The organism is Nonomuraea spiralis, from assembly GCF_014648435.1.
Taxonomy (GTDB): Bacteria; Actinomycetota; Actinomycetes; order Streptosporangiales; family Streptosporangiaceae; genus Nonomuraea; species Nonomuraea spiralis.
Genome location: NZ_BMRC01000013.1, coordinates 59,605 through 77,857, shown reverse-complemented (window position 1 = coordinate 77,857; position 18,253 = coordinate 59,605). Strand labels below are relative to the sequence as shown.

Here is an 18,253-nt window from a genome sequence, read left to right as displayed (position 1 = left end):
AGCAGGTTCCTCAGTCGTCGTGGAAGATGGCGTGGATGCCGGAGACCCCGGAGAGCATCGTCGCGAAGTCGATCTTCCGGGGGCGGAGCTTGGTCGGGTCGAGCGTCTTCTGGGCCCGGTCCCAGTACTCCTCCTTGTGCTTGGTGCGGTCGTAGAAGAAGCGCACGAAGTCCAGCAGGGAGTCCAGGAACTCGCGGTAGTCCTTCTCGTAGCGCGCCAGCACCGCCTCCTCGGAGGCCGGGTCGTTCAGGATCTCGTCCACCGCGCCGGCCAGCCCGTGCGCGCCGCGCAGCGCCAGGCCGACGCCGGTGGACAGCAGCGGGTCGATGAAGGCCGCCGCGTCGCCCACCAAGGCCCAGCCGGGGCCGTGGAACCTGGTGCAGGTGTAGGACCAGTCGCGGATGCTGCGGAAGCCGCTGACCCGGGTCGCGCCCTCGGTCAGGGCCCTGACCTCCTCGGCGGCGGCCAGCTCGGAGGCGTACAGGTCCTCCAGGCTCTTGCCGGACTTCTTGTACTCGTCGATGGGGGTCACGTAGCCGACGCTCACCGTGCCGTCGTGCAGGGGGATGAACCAGAACCAGCCCGCGGGACGGTTCTCGGTGACGGTGTCGCCGAAGCGGGTGCCGCCGTAGCGCTTGCAGCCCTGCCAGTACGACCAGACCGCGATGTTGCGCAGGTCGTCGTGGTACTCGATGAGGTCGAAGCGGCGGGCCAGCAGGTGCTGCTGCCCGGTGGCGTCGATCAGCAGGCGGCAGCGGGCGGTGCGCGGCTCGGCGTCGCCCTTCACCGTGTACGTGACGCCGGTGACGCGCTCACCCTCGAACTCCAGGTCCTTGACCGTGGCCTCCTCGAACACCGTCGCGCCCAGCTCCCTGGCCCTGGCCAGCAGGAGGGAGTCGAAGTCGGCACGGCGAACCTGGTAGGCGTACTCGTAGTTGGACGCCTCGGCGAAGCGGAAGTCCCAGGTGCCCTGGTTCCTGCCCCACAACAGGGTGCCGCCGTACTTCTTGACGAACCCCATCTGGTCGAGCCTGTCCTTCAGCCCCAGTTCCTCCAGCGTGGGCATCGATCCTGTGATCAGCGACTCGCCGATGTGGTAGCGCGGGAACTTCTCCCGTTCCAGCACCAGCACCCGGTGTCCGCGCTGGGCCAGCAGTCCCGCCGTACCCGAGCCGCCAGGGCCTCCGCCGATCACGACAACGTCGAACTCGTCATGAGTGTTGATCACCGTGTTCCTCCGTTTCGCCGCTCTGCGACTCGGAGTCAGGGTCACATTCACGTCGCGGCGCCCACATCCTTTGAATTGCTGTCTGAGCTCACGAAACACCGCATTTCACAAGATGTGCGGCGGGGTGGCCGCGTTCATCATGAGGCGAATGAGAACGGTCATCAGCGTCTGGATCGCCGAGCATCCCCTGCCGGACTACCTGGGCCCGATCAGGAGGATGGCCGACGACTTCGAGGCCGCGCACCCCGGCCTCCGCATCGAGCTCACCGGGCACGGTTTCCGCGAGCTGCCCGCCGAGGTGGCCCGCGCGGCCGGCCGCGGCGAGCCGCCGGACCTGGCGGAGTACTACGCCACCGCCACCCGGCTGGCGCTCGACACCCGGTCGCGCTCCGGCGCGCCGCTGTTCGTCCCGATCGAACGCGCCGTCGGGGGCCGCGCGGAGATCCTCGGCGAGCCGGTCGTGCTCGCCGACCTCGAACCGGCCGTACGCGGCCACTACACCTATCAGGGCGAACTGGTCGCCGCGCCCGCGACGGCGACCACGGCGGTGTTGCTCAGCAACGCCACCCTGCTCCGCGCGGCCGGGATCGACGCGCCGCCGGCCACCTGGGAGGAGCTTGAGCGCGCCTGCGCCGCCGTACGGGCGCTGCCCGGCGGCCCGTCGCACGGCGTCTCCTGGGCCAACCACGGCTGGCTGTTCCAGCAGGCCGTCGCCGGGCAGGGCGGGCTGCTGGCCGACCACGGCAACGGCCGCTCCGGGCGGGCCGGACGGGTCGACCTCGCCTCCAAGGAGCTGCTGGCCTACGTCACCTGGTGGCGCCGCCTGCACGCCGAGGGCCACTACCTGCGCGCGGGCGAGCCCGGCGACTGGGGTCCTTCGCTGGGGGCCTTCGGCGAGCAGCGGGTGGCGTTCACGATCGTGTCGTCCGTCGTGGCCGGCATGATCGCCGAGCACGGGCGGGCGGCCGGGTTCGAGGTGACGGCGAGCCCGCTGCCGCACAACGAGAGCCTGCCCCGCGCCGGGCACCTGGTCTCCGGTCAGGCGCTCTGGCTGACCGACGGGCTGCCCGCGGAGCGGCGGGACGGCGCGCTGGCGTTCGTCCAGCACCTGCTCAGCGCGGGCAACGCGGCGCAGTGGCACCGGGCCGCCGGCTTCCTGCCGGTCACCCGGGCCGCGGCCGGGCTGCTGGAGGGCGAGGGCTGGTTCGACCGGCACCCGGTGCACCGGGCCGCGACCGCCCAGCTCCGCGCGGCCGACGGCTCCCCGGCGGCGCTGGGCGCGGTGCTCGGGGACTTCGCCGGGATCCAGGACCTGATGACCGGGGCCATGGCCCGGGTGCTGGACGGCGCCGACCCCGACGACTGCTTCGCCGAGGCGTCGCGGCGGGCGCAGGGCCTGCTCGACGCCTACAACGCCGACTGCCTCGGCGGGCGCACCCCACAGCGCCTGTCCGTGGGCTGAACGACCGCCGCCTCCCGGCGGCGGCTCCCACGGCATCCGGCCGTGAAGTGAGCAATCCAGAAGAAGACCGTGCCGGCGGGCGATGCCACGCTCGGACATGGCGACTCCGAAATCCGATGGGAGTTCCCCCTATGTTGAGCCGACGGCGTTTGATCGTTCTCGGTGGCCTGGCAGGAGGCGCCGCACTGGCCCCGGTGACCCGCGGGCTGTTGGGCGAGCCGGAGCAGCAGGCGCAGGCGCAGAACATGATGCGCATGCACGACCACGGCGGCCGCGTCCCCGCGGTCCGTACCGGCGCCAGCGTGGCGCCGTTCAGCGTGGCGATGCCGCTGCCGCCGGTGCTGGCCCCCGTGGCCACGCTGCCCGGCATCGACTTCTACCGGCTGTCCATCCAGCCGTCGACCACCGAGATCCTGCCGGGGGTGAGCACCCCCGTGCTGACGTACGGCGGCCAGTTCACCGCCCCCACCATCCGCGTCCGCCAGGGCCGCCGGGCGCTGGTCACCTTCGACAACAAGCTCGGCCACGAGGCGAACGTGCACCTGCACGGCGGCCGCGTGCCGGCCGCCAGCGACGGCTACCCGATGGACCTGATCGCCAACGGCAAGTCGAAGACCTACGACTATCCGAACAACCAGGCCGGCGCGACCCTGTGGTACCACGACCACACCCACCACATGGAGGCCGAGCACGTCTATCGCGGCATGCACGGCTTCTACCTGGTCGAGGGCACCGACGAGCAGCAGCTCGGCCTGCCGTCCGGGGCCTACGACGTGCCGATCCTGCTGCGCGACGCGCTCTTCGACGACCAGGGCGGGCTCGTCTTCGACCCGGCCGACCCCTACAACCGGCCGACGCTCATGGCCAACGGCAAGTCCCAGCCCTACTTCAAGGTCGCGGCCCGCAAGTACCGGCTGCGCCTGCTCAACGGCTCCGCGCACCGGATCTTCGAGCTGTCCCTGGGCAACGGCGCCCAGATGACGCAGATCGCCACCGACTGCGGGCTGCTGCCGGCGCCGGTGCCGACGAACAAGCTGGTGCTCTCCTCGGGCGAGCGGGCCGAGGTCGTGATCGACTTCGGCGCGTACCCGCTGGGCACGCAGGTGACCCTGGAGGACGTGAGCGGGCCCGTGCTCCGGTTCGACGTCGAGCGCCGGGCCCTCGACCGCAGCCGCGTGCCCGACCGGCTGCGCGCCATGGTCCCGCTGGCCGCGGCCACGCAGACCAGGCAGCTCACCCTCAGCCTGGACCCGGTCAACATCCAGGCCCTGATCAACAACCAGGCGTTCGACCCCAACCGGGTCGACATGCAGGTCAGGCGCGGATCCAGCGAGGTCTGGGAGGTCACCAACTCCGACACGAACGTCGGCGGGTCGGGCTTCGGCGTCCCGCACAACTTCCACACCCACCTGGCCCAGTTCAGGATCCTGGACCGGGACGGCAAGGCCCCGCTGCCCGGTGAGGCGGGCTGGAAGGACACGGTGCTCATCCAGCCGGGCGAGACCGTGCGCTTCCAGGCCAGCTTCGCCGACTACCTGGGGCGATACGTCTATCACTGTCACATGTTGGAGCACTCGGCCATCGGGATGATGGGCCAGATGGAGATCGTCAGCTAGCTCCCAAGGAGGGACTGCATGAGCACCACGAACAGCACCACCGCCGTCGGCCGGTCCACCGGTCGCGGCGTCAACATCGCACTCTGGGTCGCCCAGGTCCTCCTGGCGTTCCAGATCGGCCTGGGCGGCGTGCTCAAGCTCGCCGGGGACCCCACCATGGTCGAGATGTTCGAGACCATCGGCGCCGGCCAGTGGTTCCGGTTCGCGGTCGGCGTCCTGGAGGTCGCCGGCGCGATCGGGTTACTGATCCCGCGCCTGAGCGGCGTGGCCGCGCTCGCGCTGATCGGCCTGCTGATCGGCGCGGCCGGGACCAACGCGATCGCCCTGGGCGGCGTGCCCGTGATCGAGGCCGTCCTGCTGGTGGTCCTGGCCCTGGTCGTCTGGGGCCGCTGGTCCCGCGTCAAGGCGTTCTTCGGCGCCAAGTGATCTCCCCTTCGCCCGGTACGCGATCCGCGTACCGGGCATCGACCTGTCTCACATCCGTGGAGGGAACATGACAGAGACCGCCAACCCGCAGAACCTGCTCCCCACCCCCGACCCCTCGCTCCAGACCCTGCAACCGCTGGTCGGGACCTGGGAGATGACGGGCAAGGACTTCGGCACCGGCGAGGCGACCGGCGGACGGCTCGCCTTCGAGTGGATGGACGGCGGCTTCTTCCTCGTCCAGCGCGTCGAGATGGACCACGGCGGCGCCACGATGAACGGCGTGGAGTACATCGGCCACGACCCCGAGAGCGGGACGCTGCGGTCGCACTACTTCGACAGCACCGGCAACTCCTTCACGTACGTGTGGAAGCTCGACGGGCGCGACCTCAACATCTGGTTCGGCGCGGAGGGGTCGCCGGCCGGGTTCAGCGGCGCCCTCAGCGAGGACGGCCGGACCATCAGCGGCCGCTGGGAGTGGCCGGGGGGCGGCTACGAGGCCACCATGACCCGCGCGGGCTGACCGCGTACCCACCGACGGGGACAGCCGGCGCGTCCACGGGACGCGCCGGCTGTCAGCTTTCCGGGGCCTGGCTCCTCCCCGCCCGCCGCAGGTCGTGCGGCCGACGGCGGGGCGGGGGTCAGACCGGGACGCGGGGGGTTTCGGGGGTCTGCTCGTGCGGGACGGCGGGACGGCGGGCGACCAGGCGCTCACGCAGCCGCATCGCGGGCAGCTCGACCAGGTAGTAGCTGACCGTCGCCACGGCCACCGTGCCCACGAGCACGACCGCCAGCAGCTCCCAGAAGCCGGACTTGCCCATCACCACCGGCATCGGCACCGGCGCCGCGCCGAAGATGCTGCCGTTCTGCAGCCACAGGTACTGCAGGATGAAGTGCCACAGATAGACGCCGTAGGAGATGCGGCCGAAGAAGCGCATCGGGCGGTTGGTGAGCACCGCGTCGATGACCCTCGAGTGCACCCCGGGCACCACCACCGGCGCGATGACCAGCAGCGCGAAGATCAGGAACAACACCATCTCGGCCATGGCCTCGGGCACCGTGGCGTAGTCGGCCATGCCGGGCTTGCCGAACGGCCGGATGCAGTTGATCACGTACACGACGGCCGCGCCGAGCCAGAACAGCAGCGGCCGGCGGGCCACCAGGCGGTAGAAGGCCGGTGTGGTGTCCTTGGCCTCCGCGTACGCCGACAGGATCGCCAGGCCCATGCCGATGGCCAGGAAGCCGGTGAAGCCGATCACCCAGAAGTACTCGTACGGGAACGGGCCCATCGACTCCAGGTGCGTGTACGCGGTCCAGGCCAGGCCGACGAGCACGAAGACGCCCAGCGGGACCAGCAGGCGGCGGGCCTTCGCGCCGGGGTCGGCGCCCTTCCTGGCGTACCGGTCGAAGATCCAGGCCAGGATCGGCAGCGCCAGGTAGAAGGTGACCTCGGCGGGGACGGTCCAGGTGGGCTCAAGGCCGGCGTAGCCCGCCTCGGGGCCCGGCACGTAGTAGTGCGTGAGCAGCAGGGGGCTGAGGACGTACCAGGGGCCGTCCACGCTCTTGAGGTTGAGCAGCAGCAGCGCCGCCACGGCCACCAGCCAGTACGCGGGCAGGATCCGCAGCATGCGCTTGATCAGGTAGCCCTTGATCTCCGGGCGCGGCGTGCCGACGATCGTGGCCCTGGCGAACGGCCGGTACAGCAGCAGGCCGGACATCACGAAAAAGGGCGGCAGCAGCACGTTGAGACCCTGGATGAGCACGGGCCAGATGCCGACGGCCGGTTTGTCGTAGAAGCCGATGACGCCGGCGGCGAAGGCCACGTGCACGACGATCACGCCCAGCGCCAGATATCCGCGCAGCCCGTCGAGCCGAGGGGCCCTTTTACCGTCGCCGCCCCTCTTGATGATCTCCGGTGAGGTCATGGCATGTTTCCTCGCAGTTCGCTCGCTGATGGGGCTCGGCGCCCCCTCGGCGCCATCGTCACGCGCGGTCGCGGGCGGCCGCATCTCGTGTCGTGCTGAATCGCGCGGGCCGGTGGACGGGCGTTTCCACATCTTCCGGAATGCGTTTCTCCGGAATTGCAGGAAGCGGTCCCGGCGGGGCAGGTAGCTGCCCGGGAATGGCCTGGTCCGCGTTCCGGCGGGCGCGCATCGTTGAGGCCATGAGAGAAGACACCGTTCTTACGTATTCGTCGTACCTGGCGCTTGAGGAGATTCTTCAGGCACAGCGGCCGGTTTCCGAGAGCCATGACGAGACCCTGTTCATCATCGTCCACCAGGTGTACGAACTGTGGTTCAAACAACTGCTGCACGAATTCGCCGAGCTGCAACTCGAACTCGCCGGCGGATTCACCGCGCACGCCATGCGGACTTTGCACCGGTCGTTGAAGCTGATGAGACTCGCGGTGTCCCAGATGGACGTCATGGAGACCATGACACCGTTCCAGTTCGCCACCTTCCGCGGCAAGCTGGGCACCAGCAGCGGCTTCCAGTCGGCGCAGTTCCGCGAGATCGAGGCCGTCATGGGCCGGCGGGACGAGCGCATGCTGCTCGGCCAGCAGGAGGGCACCCCGGCGCGCGGCCGGATCGAGGCCGCGATGTCCAGGCCCACCCTGTACGACTCGCTGCTCACCTACCTCTACCTGCGCGGCTACGAGGTCCCGCAGGACCGGCTGCACCGCGACGTACGGCTGCCGCTGGAACCGTCGGAGGCCCTTCAGGACCTGCTGCTGCGCGTCTACACCGACGACACCGGCGCGGCGCAGCTCTGCGAGCGGCTGGTGGACCTGGACGAGTGCATGCAGGAGTGGCGCTACCGGCACCTGAAGATGGTCGAACGCACCATCGGCGCCCGGCCGGGAACCGGCGGCTCCAGCGGCGGGGAGTACCTGCGCGCCTCGCTGGCGCCGTCCTTCCCCGACCTGTGGGCGGTCAGGAGCCGGGCGTGAACGACCTCTCGGCGCGGCTGGCGCCCCACTACGCGGCCTTCCGGGCGGCCGACCGGCTGCTGCTCACCGGCCACTCCCACCAGGCCTGGCCGGACGCGGCGCTGGACGGGCAGATCGAGGCCTTCGCCGATGCCGCCAGGGACGTGGACGACAAGTGGGCCGCCGCCTTCAAGCAGGCCGACCGGGTCAGGGAGGGGTTCCGGCTCTTCCTCGGCGACCCGTACGCCGAGCTGGCCCTCGGGTCCAGCACGCACGAGCTGGTGCTGCGTTTCCTGTCGGCGCTGGACCTGCGCGGCCGGCCCCGGCTGGTCACCTCGGGCGGCGAGTTCCACACGCTGCGGCGGCAGCTCGCCCGCCTGGCCGAGGAGGGCGTGGAGGTGGTCGTGGTCCCGCCGGAACCCGCGGGCACGCTGGCCGCGCGGCTGGCGGAGGCCGCCTGCGACCGTACGGCCGCGGTGCTGGTCTCGGCGGTGTTGTTCGAGACGTCCAGGATCGTGCCGGGGCTGGACGCGCTCGCCGCCGCGTGCCGCCGCCGGGGCGTGGAGCTGCTGGTGGACGCCTACCACGCGCTGGGGGTGGTGCCGTTCTCGACCGCGGGCATCGACTCGGCCTGGGTGGTGGGGGGCGGGTACAAGTACCTCCAGCTCGGGGAGGGCAACTGCGTGTTGCGGCTGCCGGCGCACGCCGACCGGCTGCGGCCGGTGGTGACCGGCTGGTACGCGGAGTTCGCCGAGCTGGCCGACGATCCCCGGGCGGCCGGGCGGGTCGGCTACCCGGTGGGGGCGGCCCGGTTCGCGGGGGCGACCTACGATCCGGTGAGCCACTACCGGGCGGCCCGGGTGTTCGACTTCTTCGCCGGGCAGGGGCTGACGCCGCCCGTGTTGCGGGCGGTGTCGCTGCGGCAGCGGGGGCTGCTGGCGGCGCGCTTCGACGCGATCGACGCGCCCGAGCACGTGATCAGCCGGGACCGGGACGCCGCCCCTGAGGAGTTCGGCGGGTTCCTCGCGCTGCGCTCGCCGTACGCGGGGCGGTTGCGGGCGGGGCTGGCGGCTCGGGGGGTGCAGGCCGACAGCCGGGGCGACCACCTGCGGCTCGGGCCGGCGCCGTACCTGTCGGACGCGCAGCTCGGCGCGGCCATGGACCACCTGGCCGAGGAGATCCGCGCCCTGAGCGCCACGAGCCGCGCGGCATGAGGTGGGACGGACGCGAGCCGGGCCGCCCGATCACGGGCGGCCCGGCTGCGGTGGACGAGGGCGGTCAGGGGAGGAAGAGGGCGGGGTCCATGGGGACGAGCGAGGGTGAGACCCGGACCGGGAAGCCGATCTGGTCGAGCACGTCGCGGCGCAGGTCCACCCCGTCCGCGAGCTCCACGAGCTCCAGTCCACCGGAGGTGACGTCGAGGACCGCGCGCTCGGTGACGATCCTGGCCCACTGCCCGCGCCGCACCCCCTCCCCCAGCCGGTACGTGACGTGACCGGCCCGCGGCACGAGCTTGCGCACCCGCCCCTCGGCCAGGATCCGCAACCCGCCGCCGCCGCAGTCCACCCGGAGCCCGTCGGTGGTCAGCGTGCCGGCGAAGACCAGGCGCCTGGCATTGTGGGCGATGTCCACGAACCCGCCGGCGCCGGGGTTGGCGGCGCCGAACCGGCTGACATTCACGTTGCCGTCGGCGTCGATCTGGGCGAAGGCGAGCGCGGCGAACGGGCAACCGCCGCCGTCGATGAAGTCGAACTGCGAGGGCCCGTCGAGCAGCGCCCTCGGCGAGTAGTTGGCCGAGAACTGCCAGCCGCTCATCACGATGCCGCCGAAGGAGCCGTGCTCGGTGGTGAACAGGTGGTCGGCCAGGCGGCCTTCGTCCAGCAGGCCGTCCTCGGCCATGGCCAGGACGGCGTCGGAGGAGGCGCCGAACCCGAAGATCGAGGTCTCGCCCGGCCGGACCTCCCTGGCGACGCGGCGGGCGATCACCTTGTCCGGGCCGGACGGCAGCCGGGGCACGCGCGCGACGACGTCGGGGACGTGCCCGAGATAGCCGGGGTCGTGCCGTACGCCGGTGGTCATGGGGGCGTCCGGGACCACGACGACCCGGTCGACGAGCGCCCCGGGGACACGCATCTCGCGGGCGGGCAGCGTCCCGGCGGGCACGACCCGCGACACCTGCGCGATCACCGTCCCGCCGCACGCCTTCACCGCCAGGGCGATCGCCAGCGCGCTGGAGAACAGCGGCTGGTCCTCGAAGGACAGGTTGCCGTCGGGGTCGGCCGAGCTCGCCCGGACCAGGCCGGCGTGCAGCGGCCAGGACGGGTAGAACAGGTACTCCTCGCCGCGCAGCTCGACCAGCTCCACCAGGTCCTCCTGGGCCAGGCCGGTGAACCTGCCGCCGCCGTGCCTGGGGTCGGCGTACGTGCCGAGGCCGACCCGCGTCAGGTAGCCGGGTCCGCCCCTGGCCACCTCGCGCAGCCAGTGCATGGCGGCGCCCATCGGCCAGTTGTACGCCTCGACGAGGTCGTTCTGGATCAGCTCGGTCAGGGCGGGACGGGCGCCGGTCACGGGGTGGCGGGGGTTGATGAACGAGCCGGACACGATGCGGCGCATCAGGCCCTTCCTGGCCACGTGGTCCATGCCGCCGATGCCGACGGCGTCCCCCGTGGCGCAGGGGAAGTAGAAGGTCAGCTCGCGCGGCGCGCCGGTCGTGGCGAAGCGTTCGCCGAGCGCGGCCAGCAGGGCGTCGGGGGTGAGCCAGCCGATGACGCCGGTGCTGGCCACGGCCTGGTGGTCGGCGATGAGCGCGACGGCCTCGGCCGCCCCGCACACCTTCCCCGTACGGCCGCGCCCGTTCGCGCCGTGCGACCGGCCGGGCCCGCCGCTCATGACCGGACCCCGAAGCGGGCCAGGCTCTCGCGGGCCGCGGTGGAGGCGCAGTCGGCGCCGAACATCCAGCCCGTACGCGCGTCGAGCGTCTCGGCGGGCCCGTTGACGGCGTCGGTCAGCGCGCGTTTGGCGGAGGCGACCGCGTGCGGGGGCAGCGCGGCGAGCCTGGCCGCCACCTCCAGCGCGCCGTCCAGGGCCTCCCCCGGCCCGGTCAGCTCGTCGGCGCCGCCGAGCCCGTGCAGCTCGCGGCCGGTCAGCGGGCGCTCGCCCCAGACCAGCCGCCGCGCGGCCACGGGCCCGACCCGGGCGGCCAGGCTCTGGATGCCCCACGGCGGCACCCAGCCGAGCCGGACCTCCGGCAGGTGCCAGCGGGCGTCCTCGGCGGTGACCACGACGTCGCAGCCGGTGGCCAGCAGGAAGCCGCCGCCGAGCGCGAAGCCCTCGACGGCGGCCACCACGGGGAGGCCGAGGTGCTGGACGCCCCTGGCCATGCGGCCGGTGTCGGCCTCGTGCCGCACCATGCCCTCCCGGGTCATCCCGGACAGCTCCTTCAGGTCCGAACCCGCGCAGAACCCCGGAGGCGCGCCGGTCAGCACGGCCGCGCGCACCTCGGGGTCGTCGTCCAGCGCGGCCAGCGTGCCGCCGAGCTCCGCGACCAGCCCGGACCCGAGCGCGTTGCGCACGTGAGGCCGGTTGAGCCGCAGGACGGCCACCGCGCCGCGGCGCTCGCACTCCAGGCTCCCGGCCGAGGGGCGGCGCATCAGAACGGGGTGGGCCAGGGGGCCAGCCAGGCGACGTCCACGACGCCGGGACGCAGGTGCGGCCAGGCGGCCACCTCGCGCCAGCCGTGGGCCGTCATGTACTCGGCGATGCTGTCCAGCGTCGAGCCGCCGCTGTAGCGGGCCGTGGCGCTGCCCTCGATCACGGCCAGCCGCAGCCGGTCCAGGTCGGTGCCGGCCAGCACCTCCAGCTCGGCGCCCTGGGCGTCCACGATCAGCACGTTGCAGCCGTGCTGCACCTCGCTGACGGGGATCACCGGGACGACGTCCTGGCGGACGACGGCCATGGGCAGCAGCGGGGGCAGCATGCTGGACTGCTTGTCGTAGGGGGTGACGTTGAGTGTGGCCTGCCCGCGTTCGACGCCGGCGCAGGCCGCCACGACCTCGCGGGCGGGGTGGCCGTGCTCGGGCTCGGGCAGCCCGGCGGACAGGTGGTGCAGCCGGAGCTGCTCGCGCAGCGCGGGCAGGTGGTCGCCGTTGGGCTCCATCATGACCAGGCGGCGGAAGCCGCACCTGGTGAGGGCCTCCACCTCCTGACCTCGGTGCGCGCCCACCTGGACCGCCCCTTCGGCCGGCAATCCCAGCTTGTCCAGCAGGTCGGGCAGGTGATCCTCCCAACGGGTGCTCACCCGCTCCGGTGCGACAGTCTGGTTGCGCATCTGGTCGTCTCCTCCCGGTGAACCGCTCAGGGCAGTGTCATCGTGGTCATCGTCGGTCGCGGCCGTGCGCCGCCGCATCTCGTGGATTGCGCCGTACGGACCCGCCGAGCAATCCGCGAGGTGCGGGCCGCCCGCGCCGCGGACCACGATGGACGCAGCCATCGAAGGGAGGGCCGGCCCATGCCGCGAACCCGTGACCGTGACCTGAACGCCTACCTCGACCGGCTGGGTGTCGGCGACCCCGGTGAGCCGTCGCTCCCGGCGCTGCGCGCGCTGCACCGCGCGCACGTGGAACGGGTGCCGTACGAGACGCTGGAGGTGCAGCTCGGCCGGCGGACCACCGTGGACCCGCGCGAGTCGGTCGAGCGGGTGCTGCGCGGGCGCGGCGGCTACTGCGTCCAGCTCAACGGGGCGTTCGCCACGCTGCTGACCGCGCTCGGCTACGACGTCACCTGGCACCGCGCCGGGGTGCAGGCCGCCGTACGGGCGCCCGCCTCGCCGGCGTCGTTCGCCCCGCACCTCGCGCTCACCGTCGCGCTCGACGGGCAGGACTGGCTGGTGGACATCGGGCTCGGGGACGGGCTGCACGAGCCGCTGCCGCTGCGGCCGGGCGTCCACCGGCAGGGGCCGTTCGAGTTCCGGCTGTCCGGCTCGGAGGTGGAGCCGGGCGGCTGGCGGTTCGACCACGATCCGCGCGGGTCGATCGCCGGTCTGGACGTCGAGCCGGCGCCCGCCGCGCCCGGCGACTTCGTGGAGTGGCATCCGTACCTGTGCACCTCGCCCGAGTCGCGCCTGGTACGGGCGGCGGTCGTGTTGCGGCGCGACGCGACCGGGGCCGACTGCCTGGTGGGCTGCATGCTGCGCCGGGTGAGCGGGGACGGCAGGACCGAGCGGGAGCTGGCCACCCGGCAGGAGTGGTTCGGGGCGCTGGAGGATGTGTTCGGCCTGCGGCTCGACGACGTCAACGGGGCCGAGCGGGAGGCGTTGTGGGCCAAGGTCCGCGGCGCCCACGAGGCCTGGCAGTCCCGCCGCCGCGCGGTCTCCGTGGCCTGACGCCCGGCTTCCGGCGCAGGAACAGGGCCCCCTCCGACCGGAGGGGGCCCTGTGCGCGCGCCGGGGTTCGGGAGGCGGCGGTCAGGAGACTGTGATCAGGAAGCGGCGCAGGCCGCGGCCGACCCAGCGGTCCCGGTGGTCGGGGGGCTCGGCGGCGGCCAGGGCCGGGAAGCGGCGCAGGAGCAGGGGCAGCGCGATGCGCGCCTCCATGCGCGACAGCGGCGCCCCCAGGCAGAAGTGCGGCCCGGCGCCGAAGCTGAGCGGCTGCACGTCCGGCCGGTCGGGGTCGAAGCGCGCCGGGTCGGGGAAGCGGCTCGGGTCCCGGTTGCCGGCCGCGAGCATGAGGACGACCTTCGTCCCACCGGGCACGGGGATGCCCGAGATGTCCGTCGCGGCCTCGGCCCACCGGCTGGTCGCCTGTACGGGCGCCTCGAACCGCAGGACCTCCTCCACGTACGCGGTGGCGAACCCCGGCTCGTCGCGCAGCCGCGCGGCCAGGCCCGGATGCTCGAAGGCCAGCCGCAGGCCGTGGCCGAGCAGGAAGCTCGTCGTCTCGAACCCGGCGGTCAGCAGCAACATCAGGTTGCCGACCAGCTCGTCGTGGCTGAGCCGGGTGCCGTCGTCGTGGGCCCGTACGAGGGCGGTGAGCATGTCGTCGGCCGGGTGGCGGCGGCGGTCGTCGATCAGCTCGCCGAAGTAGCCGGCCAGCTCGTCCATGGCCCTGTCGGCGATGCCGAGCCGCTTGACGTTGGTGATGCCCTCCAGGGCGATCGTCAGGTCGGAGGCCACCTGGCGGAACCACTTCTGGTCGTTCTCGGCCACGCCGATGAGCGCGCTGATGACCGCGATCGGCAGCCGGGAGGCGAACTCGGCGACGTAGTCGACGGGCGTGCCGCCCGCGCCCAGGTCGTCCAGCCGGTCCAGCAGCCGGTGGACCATCCGCTCGACCGACACCTGCATGCCGGCCACGCGGGCGGGGGTGAAGCCGCTGCTGACCAGGCGCCGGGTCTGGGTGTGGCCGGGCGGGTTGCGGTACAGCATGGAGTCGGTGTAGCCGCGCAGCGAGGAGTGCGAGCGCCAGGCGGGATAGATGTGGTCGTAGCCGGCGGCGTCCTGGACGCGGAGCCGGTTGTCGCGCAGCGCGCGGTTGATCTCGGCGTACCCGACGGCGACGGTGAGGCCGGGGCGTACCGGTACCACGGGGCCGTGCTCGCGCAGCAGCTCGTACAGGGGGTAGGGGTCGCGGCGGCCCTCGGGGGCGACCAGGGCGGCGACGATCTCGGCGGGCGTCACGGGGTCACCACCAGCCGGACGATCCGCAGCGCGCCCGCCGGGTGCACCGAGGCGACCTCCAGGCCGCAGCGTCCGGCCAGGGCGCGCAGGTCGGCGACGGCGCGCTCGCGGCCGCCGTAGTAGACGAGCATGCGCAGGTCCATCCCGGTACGCGGCGACTCGCCGTCGGGGCCGAAGTCCTCCACCACGAACACCGAGCCGCCCGGCCCGGCCGCCTCGGCGCAGCGGCCCAGGATGACGGCGGCGTCGTCGTCGCTCCAGTCGTGCAGGATCCACGACAGCAGGTAGCCGCCGGCGCCCGGGGGCAGCGGGTCGAAGAAGCTGCCGCCGACGGCGTCGCCGCGGCCGGACAGGCCGGCGGCCTCCAGCGCGGCGGCGGCGGTGCGCGCGGTGGCGGGCTGGTCGACGACCGTGCCGCGCAACCCCGGGTGGGCGGTGAGCAGGGCGATGAGCAGGGATCCGTCGCCGCCGCCGACGTCCACGACGTGGCCGAGGCCGCCCCAGTCGTACCCGGCGACGATGGCGGGGGCCCGGCCGGGGACCTCGGCGGCCATGCGCGCGTCGAACGCGGCGGCGCGGGCCGGGTCGGCGGCCAGGTCCTCCCAGAAGGACCGGCCGAACTGGAGGGGGAAGGCGGCCTCGCCGGTGCGCACGCTGTCCAGCAGGTGGGCGAAGGCCAGCTCGGCCCGCCCTTCCCAGCTCTCGATGTCCAGCATGGCGCGCATCCCGGCCGGATGGTCGTCGCGTAGTTCCTCGCCCAGGGCGGTCAGGGTGTACCTGCCGTCGCCGTCGCGGGCGAGCACTCCCCTGGCGGCCAGGTAGCGCATGAGGCGCTCCAGCACGCCGGGGTCGGCGTCCACGGCGGGGGCGAGTTCGGCGCCGGTGGCCGGCGCCTTGGCGAGCCGGTCGGCGATCCTCAGCGTCGCGGCCACCCGGATCGCCATCGGGGTTCCCAGGTGGGCCAGCGCCCACAGGCGATGCTCCGTCACGCGGCCATCGTCACACCGGGGCCCGCGGGCGAGCACCTTCCAGAATGCCGGCCGTTCCCGGCGAAACTGCGCACACGGCGAGATGGCCGGCGCGGGCGCGGGTGCCACGCTGAAGGTCGCACCGTGCCGCCTGCCCAGGGAGATGTCCGATGCCCGATGCCGCGCCGAAGACCCGCCCGCTCACGGGCAGCGAGTACGTCGAGAGCCTGCGTGACGATCGTGAGATCTACCTCTACGGTGAGCGTGTCAAGGACGTCACCGAGCACCCGGCGTTCCACAACCCGGTGCGGATGACCGCCAGGCTCTACGACGCCCTCCACGCCGACGACACCCGTGAGCTGCTGACCTGCCCCACCGACAGCGGCGGCGAGGGCTACACCCACCGCTTCTTCACCACCCCGCGCACGGTCGAGGACCTGGTCGCCGACCAGCGGGCCATCGCGACGTGGGCCAGGATGACCTACGGCTGGATGGGCCGCAGCCCCGACTACAAGGCCTCCTTCCTCGGCACCCTCGGCGCCAACGCCGACTTCTACGCCCCCTTCGACGGCAACGCCCGCCGCTGGTACCGCGAGTCGCAGGAGAAGGTGCTGTTCTGGAACCACGCGATCGTGCACCCGCCGGTCGACCGCAACCGCCCCCCGGACGAGGTCAACGACGTGTACGTGCACGTCGAGCGGGAGACCGACGCGGGGCTCGTGGTCAGCGGCGCCAAGGTGGTCGCCACCGGCTCGGCGCTGACGCACTACAACTTCATCGCCCACTACGGCCTGCCGGTCAAGAAACGCGAGTTCGCGCTGGTGGCGACCGTGCCGATGGACGCGCAGGGCCTGAAGCTGATCTGCCGCCCGTCCTACGCCATGGCCGCCGCGCTGACCGGCGGCCCGTTCGACCACCCGCTCTCCTCTCGCCTGGACGAGAACGACAGCATCCTCGTCCTGGACAAGGTGCTCATCCCCTGGGAGAACGTGTTCATCTACGGCGACCTCGGCAAGGCGCAGCTGTTCACCGGCGAGTCGGGCTTCACCGAGCGGTTCACCTTCCACGGCTGCGTCCGGCTGGCGGTCAAGCTGGAGTTCATCGCCGGGCTGCTGGTCAGGGCGCTGGAGATCACCGGCACCAAGGACTTCCGCGGCGTGCAGACCCGGATCGGCGAGGTGCTGGCCTGGCGCAACCTGTTCTGGGCGCTGTCGGACGCCGCCGCGCGCAACCCGGTCCAGTGGCGCGAGGGCGCCCTGCTGCCCAACCCCCAGTACGGCCTGGCCTACCGCTGGTTCATGCAGATCGGCTACCCGCGCGTCAGGGAGATCGTCCTTCAGGACGTGGCCAGCGGGCTCATCTACGTCAACTCCGGCGCCGCCGACTTCAAGAACCCCGACGTCCGCCCGTACCTGGACAAATACCTGCGCGGCTCGGACGGCACCGACGCCGAGGGCCGCGTCAAGGTGATGAAGCTGCTGTGGGACGCGATCGGCTCGGAGTTCGGCGGCCGCCACGAGCTCTACGAGCGCAACTACGGCGGCAACCACGAGAACACCCGGGTGGAGCTGCTGTTCTCGCAGATGAGCGGCGGCCAGCTCGACGAGTACGCGGCCTTCGTCGACCGCTGTCTCGGCGAGTACGACCTGGACGGCTGGACCGTGCCCGACCTGTCCTCCTTCGAGGACCTGCGGCGTACCGGCACCGGCTGACCGTGCGACACATCCTGAGGAGAGAAGGGCGGACACTCATGCGTCCATTCCGCATCGACATCCCCGAGGCCGACCTGCGGGACCTGCACCGCAGGCTCGACGCGACCCGCTGGCCCGACGAGCTGCCCGGCACCGGCTGGGAGCGCGGCGTGCCGCTGGGCTACCTCAAGGAGCTGGCCGACCACTGGCGGCACGGCTTCGACTGGCGGGCGGCCGAGGCCGAGCTGAACCGGCACCCGCAGTTCGTCGACGAGATCGACGGCGCCGACGTGCACTTCCTGCACGTACGCTCGCCCGAGCCGGACGCCGTGCCGCTGCTGCTCACGCACGGCTGGCCGGGCTCGGTGGCCGAGTTCCTGGACGTGATCGGGCCGCTCACCGACCCGCGCGCGCACGGCGGCGACCCGGCCGACGCCTTCCACCTGGTCATCCCGTCCATCCCCGGGTTCGGGTTCTCGGGGCACACGAGGGAGCCGGGCTGGCATCCGTACCGGGTGGCGCTGGCGTGGGCCGAGCTGATGCGCCGGCTGGGCTACGACCGCTACCTGGCGCAGGGCGGCGACGCGGGGGCGGTGATCTCGCTGGAGCTGGCCAGGCTGGCCCCGGAGCACGTCATCGGCGCGCACGTCAACATGCTGATGGCGTTCCCGTCCGGCGACCCGGCCGAGCTGGCCGGTCTGTCGCCCGCCGAGCAGGGGCGCCTGGCCGGGCTGGCCCGGTTCGACGAGGAGCTGTCGGGCTACATGAAGCTGCAGTCCACCCGCCCGCAGACGCTGGCGTACGCGCTCACCGACTCGCCCGTGGGGCAGCTCGCCTGGATCGTGGAGAAGTTCCACGACTGGACCGACTCCGACAAGGCGCCCGAGGACGCGGTGGACCGGGACCGGATGCTCACCGACGTGTCGATCTACTGGCTGACGGCGACCGCCGGGTCGTCGGCGCGCTTCTACTACGAGGGCGCGGCGGGGCTGAAGATGGCCGCCGAGGGGCACCGGCCGCCGCCCATCACCGTGCCCGTGGGCGTGGCGGTCTTCCCCAAGGACATCTTCGTGCCGGTGCGCAGGCTGGCCGACCGGGACGTCCCGACGATCACGCACTGGACCGAGTTCGACCGGGGCGGCCACTTCGCCGCCATGGAGCAGCCGGAGCTGCTGGTGGGCGACGTGCGGGCGTTCGCCCGGTCGCTGAGGTAGCCGTACGACACGAAAGGACGCCGGCGGAGATTCCGCCGGCGTCCTTCTT

Annotated in this window: 16 protein-coding genes; 9 read left to right on the top strand and 7 right to left on the bottom strand. The window is 72.6% G+C overall.

What is annotated here, in order from left to right; translation table 11 throughout:
- Positions 1-10: 10 nt before the first annotated feature.
- A complete protein-coding gene (locus tag IEZ27_RS29890) occupies positions 11-1,228 on the bottom strand; it encodes an NAD(P)/FAD-dependent oxidoreductase (RefSeq protein ID WP_189650303.1) in 1,218 nt (405 codons plus the stop codon).
- Positions 1,229-1,376: 148 nt separating this feature from the next.
- On the opposite strand from IEZ27_RS29890, the gene IEZ27_RS29885 reads away from it, so the two are divergent.
- From IEZ27_RS29885 to IEZ27_RS29870, 4 genes are all read left to right on the top strand, one after another.
- Positions 1,377-2,690, top strand: coding sequence for an extracellular solute-binding protein (locus tag IEZ27_RS29885; RefSeq protein ID WP_229824470.1), 1,314 nt, complete (start codon positions 1,377-1,379; stop codon positions 2,688-2,690).
- 194 nt (positions 2,691-2,884) lie between these two features.
- Positions 2,885-4,306, top strand: a complete 1,422-nt coding sequence (locus IEZ27_RS29880; RefSeq protein ID WP_229824469.1) for a multicopper oxidase family protein — start codon at positions 2,885-2,887, stop codon at positions 4,304-4,306.
- An 18-nt stretch (positions 4,307-4,324) separates the two neighbouring features.
- The gene (locus tag IEZ27_RS29875) at positions 4,325-4,732 is read left to right on the top strand and encodes a DoxX family protein (RefSeq protein ID WP_125637952.1); all 408 of its coding nucleotides are present in this window, start codon (positions 4,325-4,327) and stop codon (positions 4,730-4,732) included.
- Between the two features lie 67 nt (positions 4,733-4,799).
- Positions 4,800-5,252: a DUF1579 family protein gene (locus tag IEZ27_RS29870; protein ID WP_125637951.1), complete on the top strand. Its 453-nt coding sequence runs from the start codon at positions 4,800-4,802 to the stop codon at positions 5,250-5,252.
- 118 nt (positions 5,253-5,370) lie between these two features.
- Here IEZ27_RS29870 and IEZ27_RS29865 read toward each other — a convergent pair whose 3' ends face one another.
- Positions 5,371-6,654, bottom strand: a complete 1,284-nt coding sequence (locus IEZ27_RS29865; RefSeq protein WP_189650300.1) for an acyltransferase family protein — start codon at positions 6,652-6,654, stop codon at positions 5,371-5,373.
- Positions 6,655-6,893: 239 nt separating this feature from the next.
- Between IEZ27_RS29865 and IEZ27_RS29860 the strand changes: the two genes are divergently transcribed.
- Positions 6,894-7,679, top strand: a complete 786-nt coding sequence (locus IEZ27_RS29860; protein WP_125637949.1) for a tryptophan 2,3-dioxygenase — start codon at positions 6,894-6,896, stop codon at positions 7,677-7,679.
- Positions 7,676-8,872: an aminotransferase class V-fold PLP-dependent enzyme gene (locus tag IEZ27_RS29855; RefSeq protein ID WP_229824468.1), complete on the top strand. Its 1,197-nt coding sequence runs from the start codon at positions 7,676-7,678 to the stop codon at positions 8,870-8,872. Before IEZ27_RS29860 ends, IEZ27_RS29855 begins: the two co-directional genes overlap by 4 nt.
- A 64-nt stretch (positions 8,873-8,936) precedes the next feature.
- Here the strand turns inward: IEZ27_RS29855 and IEZ27_RS29850 are convergent, their stop codons facing one another.
- From IEZ27_RS29850 to IEZ27_RS29840, 3 genes are read right to left on the bottom strand one after another with little or no spacing between them, the layout of a single operon-like run.
- A complete protein-coding gene (locus IEZ27_RS29850) occupies positions 8,937-10,547 on the bottom strand; it encodes a CoA-transferase (RefSeq protein WP_189650299.1) in 1,611 nt (536 codons plus the stop codon).
- Positions 10,544-11,308, bottom strand: coding sequence for an enoyl-CoA hydratase/isomerase family protein (locus IEZ27_RS29845; RefSeq protein WP_189650298.1), 765 nt, complete (start codon positions 11,306-11,308; stop codon positions 10,544-10,546). Before IEZ27_RS29845 ends, IEZ27_RS29850 begins: the two co-directional genes overlap by 4 nt.
- Positions 11,308-11,985 carry an FkbM family methyltransferase gene (locus IEZ27_RS29840; protein ID WP_185844889.1) on the bottom strand — a complete coding sequence of 226 codons (678 nt, stop codon included), beginning with the start codon at positions 11,983-11,985 and terminating at the stop codon, positions 11,308-11,310. The genes IEZ27_RS29845 and IEZ27_RS29840 overlap by 1 nt, the downstream gene beginning before the upstream one ends.
- A 180-nt stretch (positions 11,986-12,165) precedes the next feature.
- Here IEZ27_RS29840 and IEZ27_RS29835 point away from each other — a divergent pair, with 180 nt between their 5' ends.
- On the top strand, positions 12,166-13,038 hold the full coding sequence (locus IEZ27_RS29835; protein WP_189650297.1) for an arylamine N-acetyltransferase family protein: 873 nt from the start codon (positions 12,166-12,168) through the stop codon (positions 13,036-13,038).
- An 81-nt stretch (positions 13,039-13,119) separates the two neighbouring features.
- On the opposite strand, the gene IEZ27_RS29830 is transcribed toward IEZ27_RS29835, so the two are convergent.
- Both IEZ27_RS29830 and IEZ27_RS29825 read right to left on the bottom strand, forming a co-directional pair.
- Positions 13,120-14,331 carry a cytochrome P450 gene (locus tag IEZ27_RS29830; protein ID WP_189650296.1) on the bottom strand — a complete coding sequence of 404 codons (1,212 nt, stop codon included), beginning with the start codon at positions 14,329-14,331 and terminating at the stop codon, positions 13,120-13,122.
- Complete coding sequence (locus IEZ27_RS29825) at positions 14,328-15,320, bottom strand: methyltransferase (RefSeq protein WP_229824467.1); 993 nt, start codon at positions 15,318-15,320, stop codon at positions 14,328-14,330. Before IEZ27_RS29825 ends, IEZ27_RS29830 begins: the two co-directional genes overlap by 4 nt.
- Before the next feature lie 149 nt (positions 15,321-15,469).
- On the opposite strand from IEZ27_RS29825, the gene IEZ27_RS29820 reads away from it, so the two are divergent.
- Complete coding sequence (locus IEZ27_RS29820; protein WP_189650295.1) at positions 15,470-17,011, top strand: 4-hydroxyphenylacetate 3-hydroxylase family protein; 1,542 nt, start codon at positions 15,470-15,472, stop codon at positions 17,009-17,011.
- A gap of 38 nt (positions 17,012-17,049) precedes the next feature.
- The gene (locus IEZ27_RS29815) at positions 17,050-18,204 is read left to right on the top strand and encodes an epoxide hydrolase family protein (RefSeq protein ID WP_189650294.1); all 1,155 of its coding nucleotides are present in this window, start codon (positions 17,050-17,052) and stop codon (positions 18,202-18,204) included.
- Positions 18,205-18,253 lie beyond the last annotated feature (49 nt).

Excerpts from the sequence above, each read along its gene's own strand:
- IEZ27_RS29885 (WP_229824470.1), top strand. The coding sequence starts at position 1,377 with ATGAGAACGGTCATCAGCGTCTGGATCGCCGAGCATCCCCTGCCGGAC.
- IEZ27_RS29875 (WP_125637952.1), top strand. The coding sequence starts at position 4,325 with ATGAGCACCACGAACAGCACCACCGCCGTCGGCCGGTCCACCGGTCGC.
- IEZ27_RS29870 (WP_125637951.1), top strand. The coding sequence starts at position 4,800 with ATGACAGAGACCGCCAACCCGCAGAACCTGCTCCCCACCCCCGACCCC.
- IEZ27_RS29865 (WP_189650300.1), bottom strand. The coding sequence starts at position 6,654 with ATGACCTCACCGGAGATCATCAAGAGGGGCGGCGACGGTAAAAGGGCC.
- IEZ27_RS29860 (WP_125637949.1), top strand. The coding sequence starts at position 6,894 with ATGAGAGAAGACACCGTTCTTACGTATTCGTCGTACCTGGCGCTTGAG.
- IEZ27_RS29850 (WP_189650299.1), bottom strand. The coding sequence starts at position 10,547 with ATGAGCGGCGGGCCCGGCCGGTCGCACGGCGCGAACGGGCGCGGCCGT.
- IEZ27_RS29845 (WP_189650298.1), bottom strand. The coding sequence starts at position 11,308 with ATGCGCCGCCCCTCGGCCGGGAGCCTGGAGTGCGAGCGCCGCGGCGCG.
- IEZ27_RS29840 (WP_185844889.1), bottom strand. The coding sequence starts at position 11,985 with ATGCGCAACCAGACTGTCGCACCGGAGCGGGTGAGCACCCGTTGGGAG.
- IEZ27_RS29835 (WP_189650297.1), top strand. The coding sequence starts at position 12,166 with ATGCCGCGAACCCGTGACCGTGACCTGAACGCCTACCTCGACCGGCTG.
- IEZ27_RS29820 (WP_189650295.1), top strand. The coding sequence starts at position 15,470 with ATGCCCGATGCCGCGCCGAAGACCCGCCCGCTCACGGGCAGCGAGTAC.
- IEZ27_RS29815 (WP_189650294.1), top strand. The coding sequence starts at position 17,050 with ATGCGTCCATTCCGCATCGACATCCCCGAGGCCGACCTGCGGGACCTG.